Raw genomic sequence first — 18,966 nt, forward strand, 5'->3', positions numbered from 1 at the left:
ACCAAGACATGGATCCATCAGAAGAAGCTTCTGGGTTTATTCTAATGACTGCTTTGCTTCTTCGGGGCAAGCACAATCTTCGTGCTGATGTGTCTGGCAAAGTCGGTAGTTAAACCAGTGACCAAGGGCAACAAAGCTGGCACCCAGAGCGGTTAAAATCTTTTCTCCCGCTTCACCTATGACGGCTTCTCCAAGAACGAGAGCCAATATCAATAGACTTAATCCAATGCCTCCAAAAATGACTACCGAATAGCGTTTGTGTTGTTTGCAACCCAGAGTTAAAGCAAACACACTGGTTGGCAGTACCGCGATGACCATTCCGATATGGAAGGCTTCGTTGTCCAGGTTTAATGCCATCAGGCTAGGTATCAACACCAGTAAGACTGGCAAGGCCAGGCAATGTATCGCGCACATGAGCGATAAACCTATGGCAAATTTATCAGTAATAGCTTGAGTGATTTTCATCGATTTTTCCTATCTTTCTGTTCGATCGATATTTCAGAGCGGATGTTTTAAAACGGCTAGTGAAATTTATTTAAATCGAACCATGGGATCTTTGAGTGAGAGTTTATCTGCACCTTGTTTGGTGGGTTTTACCCACATAACCTTAACTTCGTTAATACCGGGAAACGACTTAAACAAGTTAGTTAAGCTTAACGACTGCAAGCTCGATTCTTCGCAGTGATAACGATAATGAGCAACGATGTCGTTATGTTTATTTGCGTGTTTATGGTCATGGCTATGAGTATGATTATGTGTGTGACTGTGATCATGAGCTGACTTGTTGTGATGATGGTGCTGCTTTTCACTAATAAGACCGTTCAGTTCGATTGAGGTGTCTTTGTGAGCACAGTGGCCGCCGGACAATAAAAGCAGCGTGTCATGTTGGCGTAAGTCTGCAACCGCCTTATGAACTTTGTTAATGTCTTCTTTGCGCGTCGCCACATGCTCAAAGCCAACCAGATTGGCTGCTGGTGATATCAGTTCTATTTCGACCGATTGTTTTTCGATGACAATGGTTAACTCTGATGAACCATGTTCATGAGACGTCAGATTTTCGGTATTGTCTAACGCATAGATAGGGATAAGCATCGCTGCGAAAGTTACGACAACGATATGAGTAAAAACCTTGATCACTTTTCCTCCTGCGAAATGGAGCATTTAACGGTTGGTAAAATCAAGCGTCAGTAGTAGACGGAGAGAGTCTTGCGGAACCATGGGTGAGCGGTGAACCAGACCAGCACCTTCATTGCCTTGCCAGTACTCGCCCTTAAGCAATGCGACATCCCCTTCATTAAGTTGTTGAATGTCACTCGCTTGACTAAACAGACCCGATTCATCGTCACTTTTTCCTTCACTGCCTGGGCCAAGTTTGGTTCTATCAACACAGTCATGAGGGAGCCATTGAGAAGCCACTCCACGATAGGTTGTCACCAAACGACAGGGCACACGATCCACATGAAAGCGCGGGCACATGGCACGATCAAGAGCGGTCAGTCGGAGGCCTACGTTGTTGAGTTCAAATAAATAGCAAAACATATCGGTCAGATGTGCAATGTCTTCGCTCAGTGTGTTTGTCACTGGTGCATCGCCGAGTACGTCATTAAGAACGTTATAAGCATTCTTAGGATTGACCAAAATTGACGCTTGCAACTGCGGCTGGGTACTTAAAATATGATCCGCAGCCTCTACTAAACTGTTGTCGAGGTTGCGCTGCCAAATAACGATGTTGGTATCTTCTTTATAAATTTCTGGCAATACCGCTGGTTGATTGTCTTTAATGGCTTGTCTGGAGATCTCTTGAAATTCGGCTGTGTTAGAGATGGCTGTGTTCATACATTCTCTCTCCATGCAGGGAAGGGATCACTCAAAGTCACCCAGTAATCTTTACCTTTGAGTAATTCATCTTCTGATAAAAGGCATTCATCAAGACCTTGGGTCATGGCTTGTTTATCCAGTCCTTGCCCAATGAACACTAACTCCTGGCGCATATCGCCGAAGGGTTCTACCCATTGCTTTTGTATGGATGCCAGATATTCTTCGTCTTGAGGCCAGTCTTCTTTTGGCACTGACTTCCAGAACAATCCTGCAAAGCCATAACGTGCGATGCCGCCAGCTTGGCTCCATTGACCAGCAAACTGAGGGCGAGAAGCAAGCCAGAAAAAACCTTTTGAACGAATGAGTTTGCCAAACTTCTGTGTACTGTGGAGGAAGTTATAAAACTTCTCTGGGTGGAAAGGGCGGCGAGCGATGTAACTGAAACTGCCTATGCCATACTCTTCTGTTTCAGGAACATGCTCTCCGCGCATTTCTTTAAGCCAGCCCGGCGATTGTTGGGCTTGCTCAAAATCAAAGGCACCGGTATCCAGTACTTCTTTTATGGCGACGTTGCCATTAGCGATGGGAATAATTTTGGCGCGAGTATTAAGCGTTTTTAGTATGGCGGTAAGCCGTTTGATTTCCGATGTGCTCGCCAGATCCGTTTTGCTGATCAGTATCACATCGGCAAATTCAACCTGATCGACCAGCAAATCAGCAACGCTTCGTTCATCTTCTTCGCCAAGAGATTCGCCCGATTCTTGAAGAGATTTTGCCGTATCATAATCTTTTAGAAAATTAACGGCATCGACCACTGTAACCATGGTATCCAGTGTTGCCACATCCGACAGCGACACACCATTTTCGTCGGCAAAGGTAAAGGTTTCTGCCACGGGTAGGGGCTCAGAAATACCTGTTGACTCAACGACCAGATAATCGAACTTTCCATTTTGAGCCAAATTGTTGACCTCAAGGAGCAAATCTTCACGTAAAGTGCAGCAAATGCATCCATTGCTCATCTCTATCAACTTTTCCTCTTTATGACTCAAGGAGACTTCGTTTTGAACCAGGGAGGCATCGATATTGATTTCGCTCATATCATTCACAATAACCGCCACCTTTTTGCCTTCGCGATTATTCAGAATATGATTAAGTACCGTTGTTTTCCCGGCGCCAAGGAAGCCGGATAGCACAGTTACAGGTAATTTGGCCATGAGTCATCTATCCCATGCAGATTAGCGTTATATGTATTTTTAGGAAATGATATATCATATCATTAATGAGCGTAAAGACTTTTCGGGCATCAACCATTGGTTGAGAAGATCACTGGTGCAAAGGTAGGCAAAAACGGGTGTGAGATAAGGTTTCGAAATGGTATTTATTCAAGCGAAGTAGAAATGTAACTGTTTGATAATAAAGAAAATATCTCTTCCTTGAAGCGGTTTAAGGTGTGAACACCTGTTGGTTAGGTGACTATCACTCCAACCAACAGGTGCTGAATCTTTGGCTATGCCCATATCTTGGGCTATCGTGCATTTAAAGCCTGATCGATAAGCTGTTCAAGATACTGGCAGTATTTCGTAATATAGTCATCGCCATTGGTCTGGTCAGTCAACCAGGGATTCATGATGGTATGGCGCAAAAGAAAAATCTTATCGCTCTGTGTGTTCTCGTCTTCAACATATTGAACAAACCCCTGGTCATCCAAGCCTAATAAATCGCAGAGATAGTGAGCGTGTTGATCGCTGATATTCGAGCGCAATAGATAAGTATTCGAACCGATAAATTGTTGGTTTTTAGGAGCCTTATCCTTATGGACTTTTAGATGTTGATAAATATCTTGACCAAAGTCGTTCATGGCAGTGACGGAACGATTACCAACAGGGTTTATGGCGATACAAAGTAAGTTGGTATCGGGGGTGTAGGGCAAACAGATATTCACTTTGTCTTCTAAGGATTCCTTAAGCTCCAGAATCTGATCATAAAAATACTCTGCGGTTTTAATCGTTTGTTTAATCAAGCGACCAAAGTTCTTATAGTTGAGAGGCAGAACTTTATTGGTAACATAAGACGCTGCAGCCACTGAGCCTGGCTTGGAACCTTCTAAAATAAATTGCCCAAGTTTTTCAAATTGAACATTGGCTTCATTGTCTTTGTCTTCCTCAAATACGTAAGGTGCTTTTTGCGTTAGTAGTTTTGTAATGTCTCGATTTTTTGCGATAAAGCCACCCGCACCAAAGGGCAAGTAGCCAAGTTTATGGGGATCAATGGTGACTGAGTCGACTTTTTCGACACTAGTAATGGATTGATAAACTTCGTCTGAAGGAAAATACTTATACATCGATTGAGCCTGCGCGTGACTAATGGTAGAGCCATCTTCATCGCGAAACAGGCTCGACAAATAACCTCCCCAGGCAGCGTCTACATGAATGTAAAAATCTAACCCTTGTTGTCGGTATTTTTCGCGTAGTGCAACGAGACTGTGAATAGGATCGATGGTGCCGAACTCGGTAGTCCCCATAATCGCGACACAGGCCAATATAGGAATGTTCTTTGAACAGGCATTGGCGAGTATTTTATCCAGAGCTTCGATGTCTAATCGCATATCTGATTTGATCGGCAATTTAACCAACTGAGCGGCACCAAACCCCATCACTTTCATGGCTTTTTCCCAGCTGTAGTGTGCTGAGGCAGGAACCAAAACTAGAGGTTGTTTGCATTTCCAGTGATTGGCATAAAACAGTCCCATTCCTTGATGTTCAATTCTTTGTTGCTCAATGGTGTCTTGTATTTCACGAAAGTGTTGCGGGTATTTATATTGCCAGAAGCTAAGAGTTTCACTGCGTAATTGCAGTACCTGATCGATTGACAGGTTCATTAGCTGCCATGTATTCGCATCTTGTAATTTTTGCGGCAAGACTTTGCTTTCTGGTGTGTCTAACTCGCGTTCCTTTAAGGTTTCGAATAAGGCAATTGGGTAGTACTTTGCGGCTCTAAAGTTCCATAGACTTTCGTAGTTAGCGACTGTGCCACCAGAGGTTAAGTGTCCCCAGGCACAAGGGTATTGATCGGGGTCCGTATTAAAGCCAAACATTTGTGCAAACTGTTTACCGACTTCTAGTTCTAGATTGACGGTAACTGTTGCTGCATCAAAAGACACATTGTTAGGGTTATACAAGGTTGTCACGATTTGTGCGATTAAGCCCGGCATAAAAAGGTCGGAACACATGTGACCAATGTAACGAGGGCTAAAAAAAGGCACTGACTGCTTGAGATTTGCAGTGAGTTTATGGAGCTCTGTTCGTGTTTTAGCAATGGCCGCCTGATAGTCTGGTGATTGTGAAGCGAAGGTAGAAATAGCGGGCAAGTCTTCAGGGTGAATATTTCTTCGCCAGTAAATATGATCACGCAAAAGCTCCGTGAGTATTTTTTCAAATACATCATTGTTTTCACCGTAAGGTCCGATGAAGTAGGGAGACAAAAACTCTAGGTTCATAGGTATCATCCTTAGCTTGTTTAGCTTTTGATACTTATTGGTTTATTAGGCACGATTTAGCAGTCATGTCGACTTTTTGCCGAAGGTGCATTTTTTTCTGGAAAGCTGGGTTCAAAATTACCCAGTTCAATGGCTTCACTAATGCGTTGCATAATCGAAGTATCCATTGCGTTGTAGATGTCTTCAAACTGATGAATAACAAAGTAAATCGTTTGCATAATGTCAATTCGATAAGGTGTTCTCAGTACGTCTAACAAATCAAATGGTTTGCGCTGAGGCTTATTGCTTTCTAGACTGTAAACTGTTTCACTTTTTGACGATAAAATTCCCGCCCCATAAATTCTCAAATCATTGTTCTTTTGAATCAAACCAAACTCGATGGTGAACCAGAACACCCTGGCCAGATAAACTCGTTCTTGAGCCGTTGCGCTCAAACCTAATTTGCCGTAGTTATGAACGAACTCAGCATAGATCGGATCGGTTAACAGCGGACAGTGCCCGTAGATTTCGTGAAATATATCGGGCTCCTGAAGATAATCGATCTCTTCTTTGCTGCGAATGAATGTCGCGGCTGGAAACTGTTTATTTGCCAGCAGTTCAAAAAAGCGTCCAAAAGGGATCAGTGCGGGTACTGCCGCAACCTCCCATCCTGTTGACTGCCTGAGTGCTCTGTTAACATCTGGAAGTTGTGGGATATTGTCGTTAGATAACCCTAAAATATCGAGTCCTAACAGATATTCATCACACGCGCGTCCCCTGATGAGCTTCATTTGTCTATCGTAAAGGAACGCCCAGGTGTTATTCTCTTCGGCTGTGTAATCAACATAGCCGTTTCCATCAGGAGTTTTTGCAATGTATTGTGTCATGCTGACTCCTGATCAAATTCTTTGTTGTGCAACCAGTCAGCTTGTTTTGGGGCCTTCTTCGTTTTTGACCATTCTTCCAGCATCTCCCATTTCACTTCGTCCAATCGAGCCAACATAGATTCGGTCGCAGTAACCGTTGTTAATTCCAACCGATGTCCGTTGGGATCAAAAAAGTAAATGGACTTAATGATTTCGTGATTTGTTGGACCGACAACCTCAATGCCTTGTGCTTCAAGAGCCTGTTTAGCTTTTGTTAGAGTGTCTTCATCTTCAACCTGAAGAGCAATGTGTTGCACCCATTCGGGTGTATTGGGATCTTTGCTCATCTGAGGTGAGTTTGGCAGTTCAAAAAAAGCCAGTATGTTGCCGTTTCCAGCATCCAAAAAAATATGCATATAAGGATCAGGTTCTTTTGTTGAAGGCACTTTGTCTTCAGCGATGGCCAATATAAAGTTCATACCCAATACTTTGTTATAAAATTCAACGGTTTCTTTTGCATCATTGCAGCGATAGGCCACATGGTGAATTTGTTGTATTTTCATTGCATTATCTCTTGGTGTCAGTCGAATCAGGTTAGCTGTGGGCTTTTATAGACGTCTTGATTTAGATCAATCAGGTGTAGAGTCTTATTGTCAGATCGGAGCTGTGGCCGAGAGTGGCCAGAATGGTAAAGCTCATATTCTAAGCGAGATTGACGCATCAATAATTATCACTCAAACTATTGTTGCAATAAGTATTAAGACAGGACCAACATGAAAGACTCAGAACGATTGCTACTCGATAACCAATTGTGTTTTGCGCTGTATTCGACTTCGCTGGCGATGACTCAGCTCTACAAAGAACCCTTGGATGCGATTGGCTTAACTTATCCTCAGTACACTATCATGTTGATTTTGTGGGAAAAAGACGGTGTTAGCCTTAAGGAAATAGGCGGCCGGTTGGGACAAAAGTCGGGTTCTCTAACGCCTGTTTTAAAGCGACTGGAAGCCGATGGGTTAGTGGTTCGCGCTAGAGGGATTGAGGACGACAGAACCTTGACCATTCGTTTAACAGATAAGGGCAAAGCGCTTAAAGAAGAAGCCCTCAAAGTTAACTCCTGCATTGTTGAGAGCTGCAATTTTTCGCCAGAAGACATCCATACGCTTAAAGACCAGCTGGTATCGCTGCGAAAGAAAATTCTCGGAAATTAGTTGTGCACTAATAGTTATTGCGATAACATAAATAAAGTCCAGTCTGAGCTGGATTTATTTTTAACTTAATAGTTATCGCGATAACTATTTGGGCGTTAGCTATCTCGATGAGCCTTCGAGGCCAATATTGAATAGAGAGTGATTAAAGAGAGGATAAATATATGCAAGCAATATACAGTGCTACAGCGACATCAACAGGTGGTCGCGACGGTCGTTCGGTTTCATCGGATCAAAAATTGGATGTGTCTCTGAGTACGCCTCAAGAACTGGGCGGAGCTGGGGGCGAGGGGACTAACCCTGAACAACTATTTGCAGCTGGTTATTCAGCCTGTTTTATTGGCGCTATGAAATTCGTTGCTGGTCAACAAAAGCTAGCATTGCCAGCCGATGTGAGTGTGACTGCCATTGTAGGTATCGGCGAAAATGACAAAGGCGCTGGTTTTACCATCAACGCTCATCTCGCGGTATCGCTCCCTGGGCTAGAGAGCGAAGTTGCTGAAAAACTGGTTGAGACGGCTCATCAGGTTTGCCCTTATTCAAATGCCACTCGAGGCAATATTGATGTGACAACTTCAGTCGCTTAATACTTGTGAGCTAGCCGACTAGGTACGCTATCGTGCGTACCTAAACATCACCGTTTATGGAGCAAGATTCAGCAAAACTTCATCCACCTCATCCGCCCATTTCAACCAGGCTTCTTCGCCTAAAATCCCTCGCCGTAATGTCAGGTAGGGCAGTCTGAGCTTTGTTCTTTCGTTTTGAGAAAGCGCTTGATATTCCTTTTCTAACTCTTTGAATGTTCTTAGCATTTTTTCGTGAGTGGCACGATGTTCTTGCATTTCTTCGATAAGTATCTGGGTGTCGACAAACTCGCCTGCGTAGAGCTTGACCAGCAAGGCGTCGTTGATCTTATTGGGTTTGACGGGGGAGAGAAGCCACTCGTTTAACGTCTGCTGACCCTGCGGTGTGATTGAGTAAATCTTACGGTCGGGTTTGTTGGGTTGATGCTCCACTTCAAATTCGATCAACTCATCTTGATGCATGACTTTGAGTTGCTGATACATTTGTTGATGGCTGGCATTCCAAAAATACCCTAAGCGTTCTTTAAAACGCTTCATTAAGTCGTAGCCGCTGCTATCTTCTGTAGTGAGTAGCGCCAAAATGGCATGTTTTAGCGACAAGATAGGCCTCCGGGTTCAATCAGGTCAGTTTCTTGTCGCTATTATATTCGATTTGTGATGGCTGTATGCAATAAGTTGCATAGGTAATTGTCGAGTGATATGTTATGCAAATAATTGCATAGGTGCTGATGGCCGACCAAACTCGTAATGGAGAGTGAACATGAGTTCAGATAATGACGTCAATAAGAAGAAAAAGCGCAAAGTGAATGTGAGAACAGGGCGACGCTATCGCAGTGGTCGGGCTGACGAACATTATGATGTTATTGTGATTGGTTCTGGTATTGGTGGCCTGGCCAACGCGGCTTTGTTGTCATTGCTCGGTAAAAAAGTCTGTGTTCTAGAGCAGCACTATACAGCAGGCGGGTTTACCCATGCTTATGAACGAGAAGGCTACGAGTGGGATGTTGGCGTTCATTATATTGGTGAAGTGCACAAACCTTACTCAACTTTACGACGCATTTTTGATGTGGTCAGTGAGGGACGTTTGAAGTGGCAAGAGATGGATTCGGTATACGATCGCATCATCATTGGTGATGAAGCTTTTGATTTTAAAGCGGGTCGTCAGGAATTTATTGATTCTTTGGTAAAGCGTTTTCCAGAAGAAGAATCTGCCATTAAGCAGTATGTTGATTTGATTCGCAAGATGAGTGCTTTGTCGCCACGATTTTTCGCAGCTCAGGCGATGCCTGCGTGGATGGGGCGAATCTACAACCGAGTTAAGCCTTGGTTCTTGCCTAAAGAATGTTTTATGAAGACCCGCGAGGTGCTCGAGGGGCTGACATCCAACCAAAAATTGATTTCGGTACTCACCGGACAGTGGGGAGACTATGGCCAGATCCCCGAAAGCGCTGCCTTTATTATGCATGCGCTGGTCGCCAAACATTATCTGGCAGGTGGGGCTTATCCCGTCGGTGGAGCCTCTGCCATAGCGCGAACTATTATTCCAACCATTCAGAAGTCTGGCGGTGAAGTGTTTACCTATGCAGAAGTCGACGAAGTGGTGGTCGAAAACAACACGGCTATCGGCGTTCGTATGGTAACTGGTGATGTGATCAAAGCTGATAAAATTGTGAGCAATGCAGGCTTCTTGAATACGGCCAATCGCCTGCTGCCAGAAGCGTCGCGTCAACGTTGGTTGCCGCAAGATTGGAAAGAAAAGGTGAAGCCTTCAATAGCGCACTTGTGCTTGTATGCGGGTTTTAAGGGTGACACCAATGCACTTGATCTGAGCTCCACCAATTTATGGATTTATCCCGACGGTGATCATGAAGGTAATTTTGATCGTTATCTATCCGGCTCTGGCGAAAACATTCCATTCACTTATGTTTCTTTTCCTTCAACCAAAGATCCTGATTGGGACGAACGCTATCCCAACAAATCGACGGTAGAGGTGGTGACTCTGGCGAATATGGATTGGTATCAATCCTGGCAGGGTACCCAGTGGCAGCAACGAGGTGATGATTATGAAGCTTACAAAGAGCGTTTATCTCAGGAGTTGCTTGAGCGTTTATATAAGCATGTGCCTCAGTTACGTGATGCGTTAGATTATTACGAGTTATCGACGCCTCTATCGACAGAGTTTTATCAGCTTAACCAATTTGGTGAGATCTACGGCCTTGATCACAGTATGGAGCGTTTTGATCAGCCTTTCTTACATCCTCAAACAGCCATTAAAAACTTTTATTTAACGGGCGCTGATGTAGTCACTGCCGGTGTCGGAGGCGCATTAATGGGTGGATTAATGACTACTATGTCAATGGAAGGCCTGCTCAAAGCGCGCAAAATCACCCGTTTATTAAAGGATTATCAACCACAGGATTTTCCGTTAACTAAGCCTGTGACTTCCGCGGGCTAGTCTCTTCGTAATAGGAGCTAGTCTTAGATCCAAAGAACTTCGAAGCGCAGCCAACAGCACTGCGCTTTGAAAGCCTAAGGACATTTCTAGCTCCTATCTTAATCTTCAGTTTGCTTCTCTCTAAGCTCTGGTTTACAGTTTTCAGCCATTGCCGTGTTGAAAACAGGAATTTTTATGGCGTTGCCGCACATTATTTTTATCGCCGTTGTACTCGTAATGACCTATCGAGGGTATCGTTCTGGACTGGCCGGTATGTTTGTGAGCATTCTTGGCTTGGCCAGCGCTTATGCTGCTGCATGGCTGTTAACCCCGTCTGTTGCTGCCTGGCTGGAAAATTCATCTCAGTTTAGAGGCATGCTGGCGTTGTTTATTAGCGGTGCTGCGATTTTTATGCTCACCCACACTTTGGTGGTCGCCATTGCGAGTCGCTTGCTGGTAAAGGAAGACAGTCGAGGCAATATTCCAGGGGCCATATTGGGACTGGGTATTGGTTCTGTGCTGGGGCTAGTTGCTATCTGGTTGTTGTCTTTTGTTCAGGGGCTGTTACCGGGCTTGCAACCACAGGAGACTCAAGCTCCGAACCAACTTGAAACCTTTGCCAAGAAGCAGGTAGCAGGGTGGGTGAGCGGAGCACTAAAAGTGGCGACCAAAGATAATGAGCTCGCTCAGGCCAGTGCTTCTTTGTTGGCGCGGCCTGACGAATCATTAAAGAACATTAAACAACTGACTCAAGATCCGGCTTTGTCTGAGCTTTTCCGTAACCCGAAAAATCAGTCGATCCTTAGTCGTGGTGACGTTGCTCAGGTGCAGTCATTGCCAGCATTTAAAGCCTTGGCCAACAATCCTGAGTTAGTGGCCTTGGCCGAAAACAGTGGCTTGCTAAAACCGGGACAGGAAATCGAGCCTTTATTGGCCAACAAAGTGACAGATATGTGGCTGCGTTACCATCAGATCCAACAAGATCCCGAGATTCAAAACTTACTTCAAAACCCAGAGTTTCAACGCATGCTACAGACAGGAAATGCGTTCGAAGTGATGAACAGTGACGCTTTATCGTTGTTATTAGAGAAGATTCAACAGGCGCCTGGGTTAGAAGCGGTTATTCAGCAAGCTAAGCAGCGTGCTAAGTCTCCTTCTCAGGTGTACCGCTGGGTTGATGATAAAGGCGTTGTCCATTACTCCGACAAAGAGCCGCCAGAAGGGCAATAAACTCTTCTGGTATTGCTAAGAAGGGAATATGAATACTCAACAGCGACTTAGCGCTGTAAAAGGCGCTAAAATACTGGAAAAGCTAAAAAATACTGGTATTATTCCGGCTCTGGAAAGCGCTCTTTTTGCCGTTGTTCAAACCCTGCGCACCTGCGGGTAAACTCGACCCTCCATTTCCAGATTTTATTGTCATCCAAATCATCAATGTAAGGACAATGTGTTATGAGTCTTGCCGATAAAGTATTGGCCGTAAATAACGATCTTCCTATTCGCACCGATCGTCCAGTTCATAGCGGAAAAGTACGCTCTGTTTACTGGTTAACCGAAGCCGATAGCCGCCGTTTGATCGAAGAAAAAGGCTACGACGTGGCTCCTGACACTCCTTTGGCGATTATGGTCATCAGTGATCGTATTTCTGCGTTTGATTGCATTTGGCGAGGAGAGGGTGGTATGAATGGCGTACCTGGAAAAGGTGCAGCGCTAAATGCCATCTCTAACCACTGGTTCAAGCTATTCCGCGAAAAAGGTCTGGCAGACAGCCACATTCTTGATATCCCACATCCTTTTGTGTGGATTGTTCAAAAAGCAAAGCCCGTTATGATTGAGGCCATTTGTCGTCAGTATATTACGGGCTCTATGTGGCGAGCTTACGACAAAGGTGAGCGCGAGTTTTGTGGCATCGAAATGGCCGATGATCTGAAGAAAGATCAGAAATTACCCGAGCTGCTCATTACGCCTTCAACCAAAGGCATTCTAAAAGGCATTCCCGGCGTTCCAGAAGCGGATGATGTGAATGTAACGCGCGCTGATATCGTTAATAATTATCAGGCGTTTAATTTCACCAAAGCAGAGGATGTTGACCTTTACGAAAAACTGTTGAAAGAAGGTTTTGATGTGATCAGTGATGCCTTAGCAGAACTGGATCAAATCTTTGTTGATACCAAATTCGAGTTTGGTTATGTGAACGACAAAGAGGGTAACGAAAAACTTATCTATATGGATGAAGTCGGCACACCGGATTCTTCGCGTATTTGGGATGGCGAAACTTACCGAGCCGGTAAAGTCATCGAAAAGTCGAAAGAAGCTTTCCGTCAGTTGTTGTTAAGTCACTTCCCAGATCCTGACATCTTATTAAATAAAGATCGCATGGATGAGCGTCAAGCGTTAGCGCGTGATAATGAGTTACCTGAGTCGGTACTCATGGAAGTATCAGAAACCTATCTTGGCATTGCCAGCAAAATTACTGGCCAAAAAATTGAGCTATCAGACAATCCGAAAGCTGAAATCATTGAGATTTTGCGTAGCGAGTACGATTTGGTTGATTAGGGCTGACGAGCAACAAAGAGTGATGTCATATTAGGCAGAAGTTATCAACGAGAGAGCAACTGCTCCTAGACAGTTTGATGTTAAAAAGGATAAAAAATCGATGCTTGTTTCTGTTCTAAAATCTTCGTTGCTGTTAGAAGCATAAAAAAGGCCGTCTTCTGACGGCCTTTTACGATCTTAATTATTGAATCGATATTTCTCTTTTTAAAAGTTCTTCCATCTGTGCAGAGTTGCTGCCAGTTCCATTCTTATTAGCAGTAGGAGGAAGAGAATGAGGCGCTTGCTCTAAACGCGTCCAGGTTCTATTGTCAATTGTCGAAAACCACAAAATATGGCCTGTGCTTGGGTCATCTGTAGGACTACGATACATGTCTTGATAAAAATGATGTAAATGTTGAACATAATGAGTGTTACCAACAACCTGATGCAGGTTCAGTTCTCGTTCGTGATACAACACACAGTCTGCATCATCAGCTGGCTCGAAAGCTGTAGGCATACAATAATCTCTTGAGCCTGTAGATTCTTTCATTCGATAGCGACGAACAACCAGATTGTTGCGGCTGTTTATTTGCCAAAAGCCTGGCATAACGCTGAACTCGTTCTCTTCTAACTGTCCATTGCGATTAATATCATTGGTAATAACCGATACAGCAGTACCATCAGCATTCACTTCGAACCAGAGTCTGTTGAGCCATTCAAAAGAAGGATTGACGGCATATTCGTAAATACCCGCAAGGTTATTTGTATCCCACTCAGTATCGTTACTTTTTTCTAGTGCCCATGCTGTGTGTGAGAATGTTGTTTCACCTTCTTTTGCAAGCAGATTAAAGCGTGGTGCTTTACCATTCTCTAAGACAAGTGCATAGCGTAAATTGAGTTGGTTGGAGTCATCAAACAGCTCAAAGTGACCATCGTCAGTAAAGCGATAGTTCAGGCTTTGAGGAGCATAGGTAACACGACCATCACCATGTACGCTGGGGATTTGTGCTGTTGCTGTTTGGTTATCTTCTAGTGTAACGCTGAGTACATAGTAAGATAAGTCCCATCCACTTAGAGTAGAGTTTACTATTGGAGTTTCTACTTTACCTCGAGGCAGAGAGTAGGTTTTTCCAACCTCCATAAAGTTGGCAATATCGCCTAATGTAGAGTCTTTTATCGCTCGGCCAATGTAGGAAACTGGCGGACGTGAGGTTTCTGGAAATTCTCCATTGGGGAAACGTTTAATGCTATGTTTGGTGACGTGAAAGACTGCTGTTTCATCCGTCTCAGCAAGGAGCCGATAATCGTATTTGGTATCGAAATGCTCAACTTCAAAACTTGTCTGATACGCTGGAAACCATTGAGGGCCTTGGTGCGTCATAATCGGCTCTTGGTAGCTGACTTCTAAACCCGAGCTGCTTGAATTCCAATTAATATTCGCTTTTCGTGAACGATCAATTTTTACGCCAGTTTGATCTTCTCGTAGTTCTAATTGACCTAAACCAAAAGAATATCCTTCTCCCAAAAAATAAAAATGTTCATTCGTAAAATTATGAGCATTAGGAAAACTGCTGCTTAATTGCTCAATAAGGGTATTGTTGGTCGCATCATAAAGAGCTTTATGGTCTTTCTTTGCCAGCGTAATGTATTGATGCAGTGCTTCTGGCACGCTGATTAATTCAAGGGAATGATTGAAAGCATCAGGAAGCGCTAAATCTTCGTTATCCGCAGAATGCTCATTAACCAGTTTCAGAGCTGTTGCCATTGACATTATCGAACGCAACTCTATTTGTTTGAGAGCCGATTCAAAGGAGGCAGCGGTTTTGGCCGATTGCTGTTGGGTTAATGTGTAAATAATGGAACTGATACTGCTGATATTGGTTGCAGCGACTTGCGCATTACTGACAATGCCATCTTGAGCTGACTGATAGAGTGAATTAAGGTTTCCAACCATCGAAGCCATTTTTACATGGGCATACTGATTGGTTCCCGTAGCAAAAGCTGCGACAGGAAGTTGGGCAAAGGAATCATCGAGGCTGATATCAACACTGTACTCACCACTTTCATTTGCTGCTGCGGTGAAGCTGTGCTCGCCAATCTGGATGTCTACGTTAGCCAGAGCGCCGCTAGCGCCAGTAACGTTGCCAGCCAATTTAAAGCTAATAAGATTGGGTTCTATTGTAACGATGGCGTCGGCACTTGAGCTTGAACCTGCATCATCGGTGACCGTGATCGTTAGTACGGCCTGTTCGGATTGAGTAACTGCTGGGGCTGTAATTTCTACTGCGGCAGTATCTGTATTGTTTAAAGAAAGTGAGAAGCCTGATTTTTGAGTCCATTGATAGGAGGCAATGGAGCCATCTTCATCGCTGACAGTCGCTCGAAGGATAATTTGAGCGCTTTCTTGTAAAGAAGTGTTGCTTACTGTGACTTTGGGGGCTTTGTTTGAAGCTGAGCCACCACCGCCACATCCGGCCAATATTGATGCAAGAGCCGTCGCTGCAAGTGTTTTTTTAAACATAACGATACCTTTTAAGAGCTGTCTGTTCCTAATATAAATGACTAAATATTACTAAATTTCAAATAGTTAGAGACGTCCTGTCCCTAAAAAAATGGTTGCTAAATGTCCGTATAGCATAATATTTGGCGACAATTTAACGGAAACAGGCCAAAATGTAAAGGCAGAAATCTGCAAGGCGCGCGCTGACGCTGTCTGTAGGGGAAGATATTCATCCAAAAACTAGGGCCTGTTGGTCTTTTTCATAGAATATCTCTGTTGTGACTAAAATAGCATCAATCGCAACGTAAGGAGTGTCGTTTGATCACTCCTGGTAAACGATGAGTAACAAAGAGTGGCGCCATTTTAGACACAACCCATAGGGGCTCACTTGTCACTCGGCGGCGTTAGAACTTTGCTTATGTTGAATAACTACATCGCGCTCATTCTGCCTTGTCGAACAAAAAATGGGCTTTGGCTGAGGCCATCACTGAAAGAGCTGCGGGCCTTCACTAAATTAGCAAGGTTGCCGACCATCCCCCCTGCTTTTTATTCATTATCAATTGCTATACACTGAATGGCTAAATCTGGTAAGACCAGAGCGCCGAAGCGCGGTCTGAACTCAACCCTCTAGAGCCGTATATGATTCAGCAGACTTCGATATTTGTTCCATCCCATGAGCATCAACTTCACTTGCGCGTATTAGAGCCAGAGCAGGCGGAGATAAAGGGCAATATCTTGTTTCTCCATGGGGTGTTGGAGAATGGTCTGATATTTTATACGGAGTCGAATAAAGGCCTTGCGCCTTATCTATGCCAACAAGGCTATCGATGCCTGATAATGGATATGCGCGGACGAGGAAAAAGCCAGCCTTCTTTGACACAAAATTCTGATCATGGGCAAAACGATTATATTGCTCATGATCTGCCTAGGGTAGCCCGCTACATCGCGCAACATTATGACGAGCCTCAGCATTGGGTTGCTCACTCCTGGGGTGGTGTGTTGATGAGCTCAACGATGGCTCGTTTTACCGACGTTGCTCAAATGGTGCGCTCACAGACGTTTTTTGGAACCAAGCGGACCATTCGAGTTCGTAGTTTTGAAAAGTGGTTCAAAATTGATCTTTTCTGGAATTTTGTTGCAAGAAAAATCGCCCGAAAAAGCGGTGTTTTAGATGCTGTTAAAATGAACATGGGTTCAGAGAACGAAAGCTATCAATTTTTGGTCGAGTGCGGTCGTTGGATTGTAGAAGAGCAGTGGATTGATGCAGTAGATCGTTTTGATTATGGGGCAGCGGCGCTAAACGCAAGCATGCCACCCACCTGGTTTATTGCTGCGGTTAATGATCGTGTGTTAGGTAATCCCTCCGACGTACAAGATTTTATGACCGAAACAGCAAACCAAAACGCAAAGTACTCGTTACTAGGCAAACAAAATGGCAATCAGCATGATTATGATCACGTCAATATGCTCACCCATAAACTTGCCGTTGATGACCATTTTCCTCAAGTTCTTGAATGGTTAAATCAACACGATTAAAGGTCGTTTTGGTTAAAGAAAGGTGTCTTGCTCTGATGTTCAATGGAGCCATTACTTAACTCAGTGAGAACTGAGGTCGTGTATTTACTCCAATGTTGATGCAAGGAGCACTCGTTGCGCAACAAATTGCGTAAATGCAGGCGGACTAAAAAGCGCACATCAACGTAAGGAGGGTGGCTGTCAATCAGCTCAAACAAAGAGGGGGTGCAGCAAATATTGATGAGTTTTTTCTTTGCATGAAATTGATATAATGGCTCCGACAATAACAGCTTAAGTGTTTGAGCTTTGATATCGTTATCCGGGTGGCTGCTTTGCTCTATCATCCTGGTATCCTGACATTCTATGTTGGGAGTTTTTCAAACATAAGCTTGTTAAATTATGAGTTGGCTCAATAAGGTTCACTTGAAAGTTTTGTGAAGCTTATGTTTTGCCCACTGACCACTTGCCCTTGTACAAGCTTGCCAACCTTACTCATTCGTCAAAAATAATGAGCTATTAAAGGTTATGACACAGATGGTCCCCATTTGTTGCGAGTAACGTATCAAATTTTTGTTAAATAAATAGAAAGTAGAGACCCCCCTATGTCGACACTCACGATTCGAGATTTTGAGCTTGCAGATGCTAAGGCGCTCACCGATATTTTTTATGACACTATTCATGAGGTAGGATTGGAGTATTACACACAGGAGCAAATCAACGAGTGGGCACCTTTGCCCATAGATTATCAACACTGGACCAAGCGACTAGAAGATTGGCCACCTTTTGTTGCAATCAAAGACGACGTTGTTGTCGGCTTTATCACCCTGACCGAGTCTGGACACATTGAGTGGACTTACACCCATAAAGACTATCAGCGTCAAGGGATTGCCTCGCAGCTATATGATTTTCTGGAACAGAAGGCGAAGCTGCAAGGGCTAAGCAAACTAACCGTTAATGCCTCTAAGTTTGCCAGCCCATTTTTTAGCAAGCAGGGCTTTGAAACCATAGAGCAGGTTAATAGTGAGCGTAATGGCCAGATATTAGTTAACTGGTTGATGGAAAAACACCTCTAGCAGCTCCAGAAAAGGGTTGTTTACAATGAATATTCATGTTTATCATGAGCTTATACTTGATAACGGAAGAGCGAATTAATGATTAACCGCACACTCCCCATTGCCACGCGATTAAAGATTCTTTTTGGTGGTGCTACCAACCAAGGAGCTTGGTTGTTCTTTGGTTTCAGTTGTATTTTCTTTTGGATATTTGCCGCGACGGCAGATTTATCCTTCATCTACTACCAAGGTGAGGTTAAGAAAACTCAGGGGCAAATATTTGAGAGCTACGAAACAAACCTTGAAGTGAACGAGCGGTCCGTTTATGCCTATCATTATCGCTTTTTTCTTGAAGGGCAAGGTGAGTTTGAGGATGTTTCTTATAGTTCGGGGCGTCGCTATGGTTCCGGAGATAACGTTACCATCGAGTATCCTGCCGGCTCACCCGACAAATCCAGAATTGCTGGGTTAAGACGTTCAGAGATGGGGCCTTGGGCGGCATTGATTGGTGTGTTTGCTTTCGTTGGGCTGCTCTGGTTGTTGCTTAAATTGAAAGCTTCGATCAAAGTCACTTCGCTGTTAAAAAGAGGTGTGATTGGCGAGGCAGTGTTGGCAAGTAAGGAACGAACAAATACTGAGATTAACGATCAAACCGTTTATAAACTGACTTTTCGTTTTACTGATGAAAAGGGTGATGAACATGAAACGGTTGTTAAGACGCATCAAACTCGCGCCTTAACTGATAATAAAAAAGAGCCTGTTATATATAATCCAGACAAACCTGATGATGCAGCGATGCTAGATGCATTACCGTCACAACCACAAATGGATGATCAAGAGGTAGAAGATGTTGGAATGAAGAGTGCAATTGCTTCGCTGATTATTCCTGCCATTGTCATTTGGGGCAATCTTTATATGATCTAATAAAACAACTTTCAGCCGTTTGCTTTGCATCCGCATACGGCTGAAAGTACTGTTT

Annotated in this window: 19 protein-coding genes; 9 read left to right on the forward strand and 10 right to left on the reverse strand. The window is 43.9% G+C overall.

Annotated elements, in window-relative coordinates; genetic code table 11:
* Positions 1–36 precede the first annotated feature (36 nt).
* The 7 genes from NH399_RS08140 to NH399_RS08170 form a co-directional block, all read right to left on the reverse strand.
* Positions 37–465, reverse strand: coding sequence for a MerC domain-containing protein (locus NH399_RS08140; protein ID WP_253038622.1), 429 nt, complete (start codon positions 463–465; stop codon positions 37–39).
* A 66-nt stretch (positions 466–531) separates the two neighbouring features.
* On the reverse strand, positions 532–1,137 hold the full coding sequence (locus tag NH399_RS08145) for a DUF2796 domain-containing protein (protein WP_253038624.1): 606 nt from the start codon (positions 1,135–1,137) through the stop codon (positions 532–534).
* Positions 1,138–1,161: 24 nt separating this feature from the next.
* Positions 1,162–1,836, reverse strand: a complete 675-nt coding sequence (locus NH399_RS08150; RefSeq protein ID WP_253038626.1) for a DUF1826 domain-containing protein — start codon at positions 1,834–1,836, stop codon at positions 1,162–1,164.
* Entirely contained in the window at positions 1,833–3,032 is a 1,200-nt protein-coding gene (zigA, locus tag NH399_RS08155) for a zinc metallochaperone GTPase ZigA (protein ID WP_253038637.1), read from the reverse strand. Before zigA ends, NH399_RS08150 begins: the two co-directional genes overlap by 4 nt.
* Positions 3,033–3,343: 311 nt before the next feature.
* Positions 3,344–5,314 (reverse strand): pyridoxal-dependent decarboxylase, encoded by a 1,971-nt coding sequence (locus NH399_RS08160; RefSeq protein ID WP_253038639.1) that lies wholly within the window; start codon positions 5,312–5,314, stop codon positions 3,344–3,346.
* Positions 5,315–5,370: 56 nt separating this feature from the next.
* Positions 5,371–6,180: a phenylalanine 4-monooxygenase gene (gene phhA / locus NH399_RS08165; protein ID WP_253038641.1), complete on the reverse strand. Its 810-nt coding sequence runs from the start codon at positions 6,178–6,180 to the stop codon at positions 5,371–5,373.
* Positions 6,177–6,722 carry a VOC family protein gene (locus NH399_RS08170; RefSeq protein ID WP_253038643.1) on the reverse strand — a complete coding sequence of 182 codons (546 nt, stop codon included), beginning with the start codon at positions 6,720–6,722 and terminating at the stop codon, positions 6,177–6,179. Before NH399_RS08170 ends, phhA begins: the two co-directional genes overlap by 4 nt.
* 210 nt (positions 6,723–6,932) lie before the next feature.
* Here NH399_RS08170 and NH399_RS08175 point away from each other — a divergent pair, with 210 nt between their 5' ends.
* Positions 6,933–7,370 carry a MarR family winged helix-turn-helix transcriptional regulator gene (locus tag NH399_RS08175; protein ID WP_253038645.1) on the forward strand — a complete coding sequence of 146 codons (438 nt, stop codon included), beginning with the start codon at positions 6,933–6,935 and terminating at the stop codon, positions 7,368–7,370.
* A gap of 161 nt (positions 7,371–7,531) precedes the next feature.
* Entirely contained in the window at positions 7,532–7,954 is a 423-nt protein-coding gene (locus NH399_RS08180) for an organic hydroperoxide resistance protein (protein ID WP_253038647.1), read from the forward strand.
* A gap of 54 nt (positions 7,955–8,008) precedes the next feature.
* Here the strand turns inward: NH399_RS08180 and NH399_RS08185 are convergent, their stop codons facing one another.
* Positions 8,009–8,551 carry a PadR family transcriptional regulator gene (locus NH399_RS08185; RefSeq protein WP_253038649.1) on the reverse strand — a complete coding sequence of 181 codons (543 nt, stop codon included), beginning with the start codon at positions 8,549–8,551 and terminating at the stop codon, positions 8,009–8,011.
* Positions 8,552–8,711: 160 nt separating this feature from the next.
* On the opposite strand from NH399_RS08185, the gene NH399_RS08190 reads away from it, so the two are divergent.
* The 4 genes from NH399_RS08190 to NH399_RS08200 all read left to right on the forward strand — a co-directional run bounded on the left by NH399_RS08190 (position 8,712) and on the right by NH399_RS08200 (position 12,941).
* Entirely contained in the window at positions 8,712–10,406 is a 1,695-nt protein-coding gene (locus tag NH399_RS08190; protein ID WP_253038651.1) for an NAD(P)/FAD-dependent oxidoreductase, read from the forward strand.
* A gap of 174 nt (positions 10,407–10,580) precedes the next feature.
* Complete coding sequence (locus NH399_RS08195; RefSeq protein ID WP_253038653.1) at positions 10,581–11,615, forward strand: CvpA family protein; 1,035 nt, start codon at positions 10,581–10,583, stop codon at positions 11,613–11,615.
* Between the two features lie 28 nt (positions 11,616–11,643).
* The gene (locus NH399_RS25470) at positions 11,644–11,775 is read left to right on the forward strand and encodes a hypothetical protein (RefSeq protein ID WP_256489373.1); all 132 of its coding nucleotides are present in this window, start codon (positions 11,644–11,646) and stop codon (positions 11,773–11,775) included.
* A 62-nt stretch (positions 11,776–11,837) separates the two neighbouring features.
* On the forward strand, positions 11,838–12,941 hold the full coding sequence (locus NH399_RS08200) for a phosphoribosylaminoimidazolesuccinocarboxamide synthase (protein ID WP_253038654.1): 1,104 nt from the start codon (positions 11,838–11,840) through the stop codon (positions 12,939–12,941).
* Positions 12,942–13,122: 181 nt separating this feature from the next.
* On the opposite strand, the gene NH399_RS08205 is transcribed toward NH399_RS08200, so the two are convergent.
* Entirely contained in the window at positions 13,123–15,441 is a 2,319-nt protein-coding gene (locus NH399_RS08205; RefSeq protein WP_253038655.1) for a hypothetical protein, read from the reverse strand.
* Between the two features lie 618 nt (positions 15,442–16,059).
* Between NH399_RS08205 and NH399_RS08210 the strand changes: the two genes are divergently transcribed.
* Complete coding sequence (locus NH399_RS08210; RefSeq protein WP_253038663.1) at positions 16,060–16,956, forward strand: alpha/beta fold hydrolase; 897 nt, start codon at positions 16,060–16,062, stop codon at positions 16,954–16,956.
* Here NH399_RS08210 and NH399_RS08215 read toward each other — a convergent pair.
* The gene (locus NH399_RS08215; protein WP_253038665.1) at positions 16,953–17,279 is read right to left on the reverse strand and encodes a hypothetical protein; all 327 of its coding nucleotides are present in this window, start codon (positions 17,277–17,279) and stop codon (positions 16,953–16,955) included. The two genes, NH399_RS08210 and NH399_RS08215, sit on opposite strands and share 4 nt — an antisense overlap.
* 258 nt (positions 17,280–17,537) lie before the next feature.
* On the opposite strand from NH399_RS08215, the gene NH399_RS08220 reads away from it, so the two are divergent.
* The gene (locus NH399_RS08220; RefSeq protein WP_253038667.1) at positions 17,538–18,008 is read left to right on the forward strand and encodes a GNAT family N-acetyltransferase; all 471 of its coding nucleotides are present in this window, start codon (positions 17,538–17,540) and stop codon (positions 18,006–18,008) included.
* A gap of 78 nt (positions 18,009–18,086) precedes the next feature.
* Complete coding sequence (locus tag NH399_RS08225) at positions 18,087–18,911, forward strand: DUF3592 domain-containing protein (protein WP_253038669.1); 825 nt, start codon at positions 18,087–18,089, stop codon at positions 18,909–18,911.
* The last annotated feature ends 55 nt before the right edge of the window (positions 18,912–18,966 follow it).

Source organism: Pleionea sp. CnH1-48 (genome assembly GCF_024124665.1).
Taxonomy (GTDB): Bacteria; Pseudomonadota; Gammaproteobacteria; order Enterobacterales; family Kangiellaceae; genus JAMXSB01.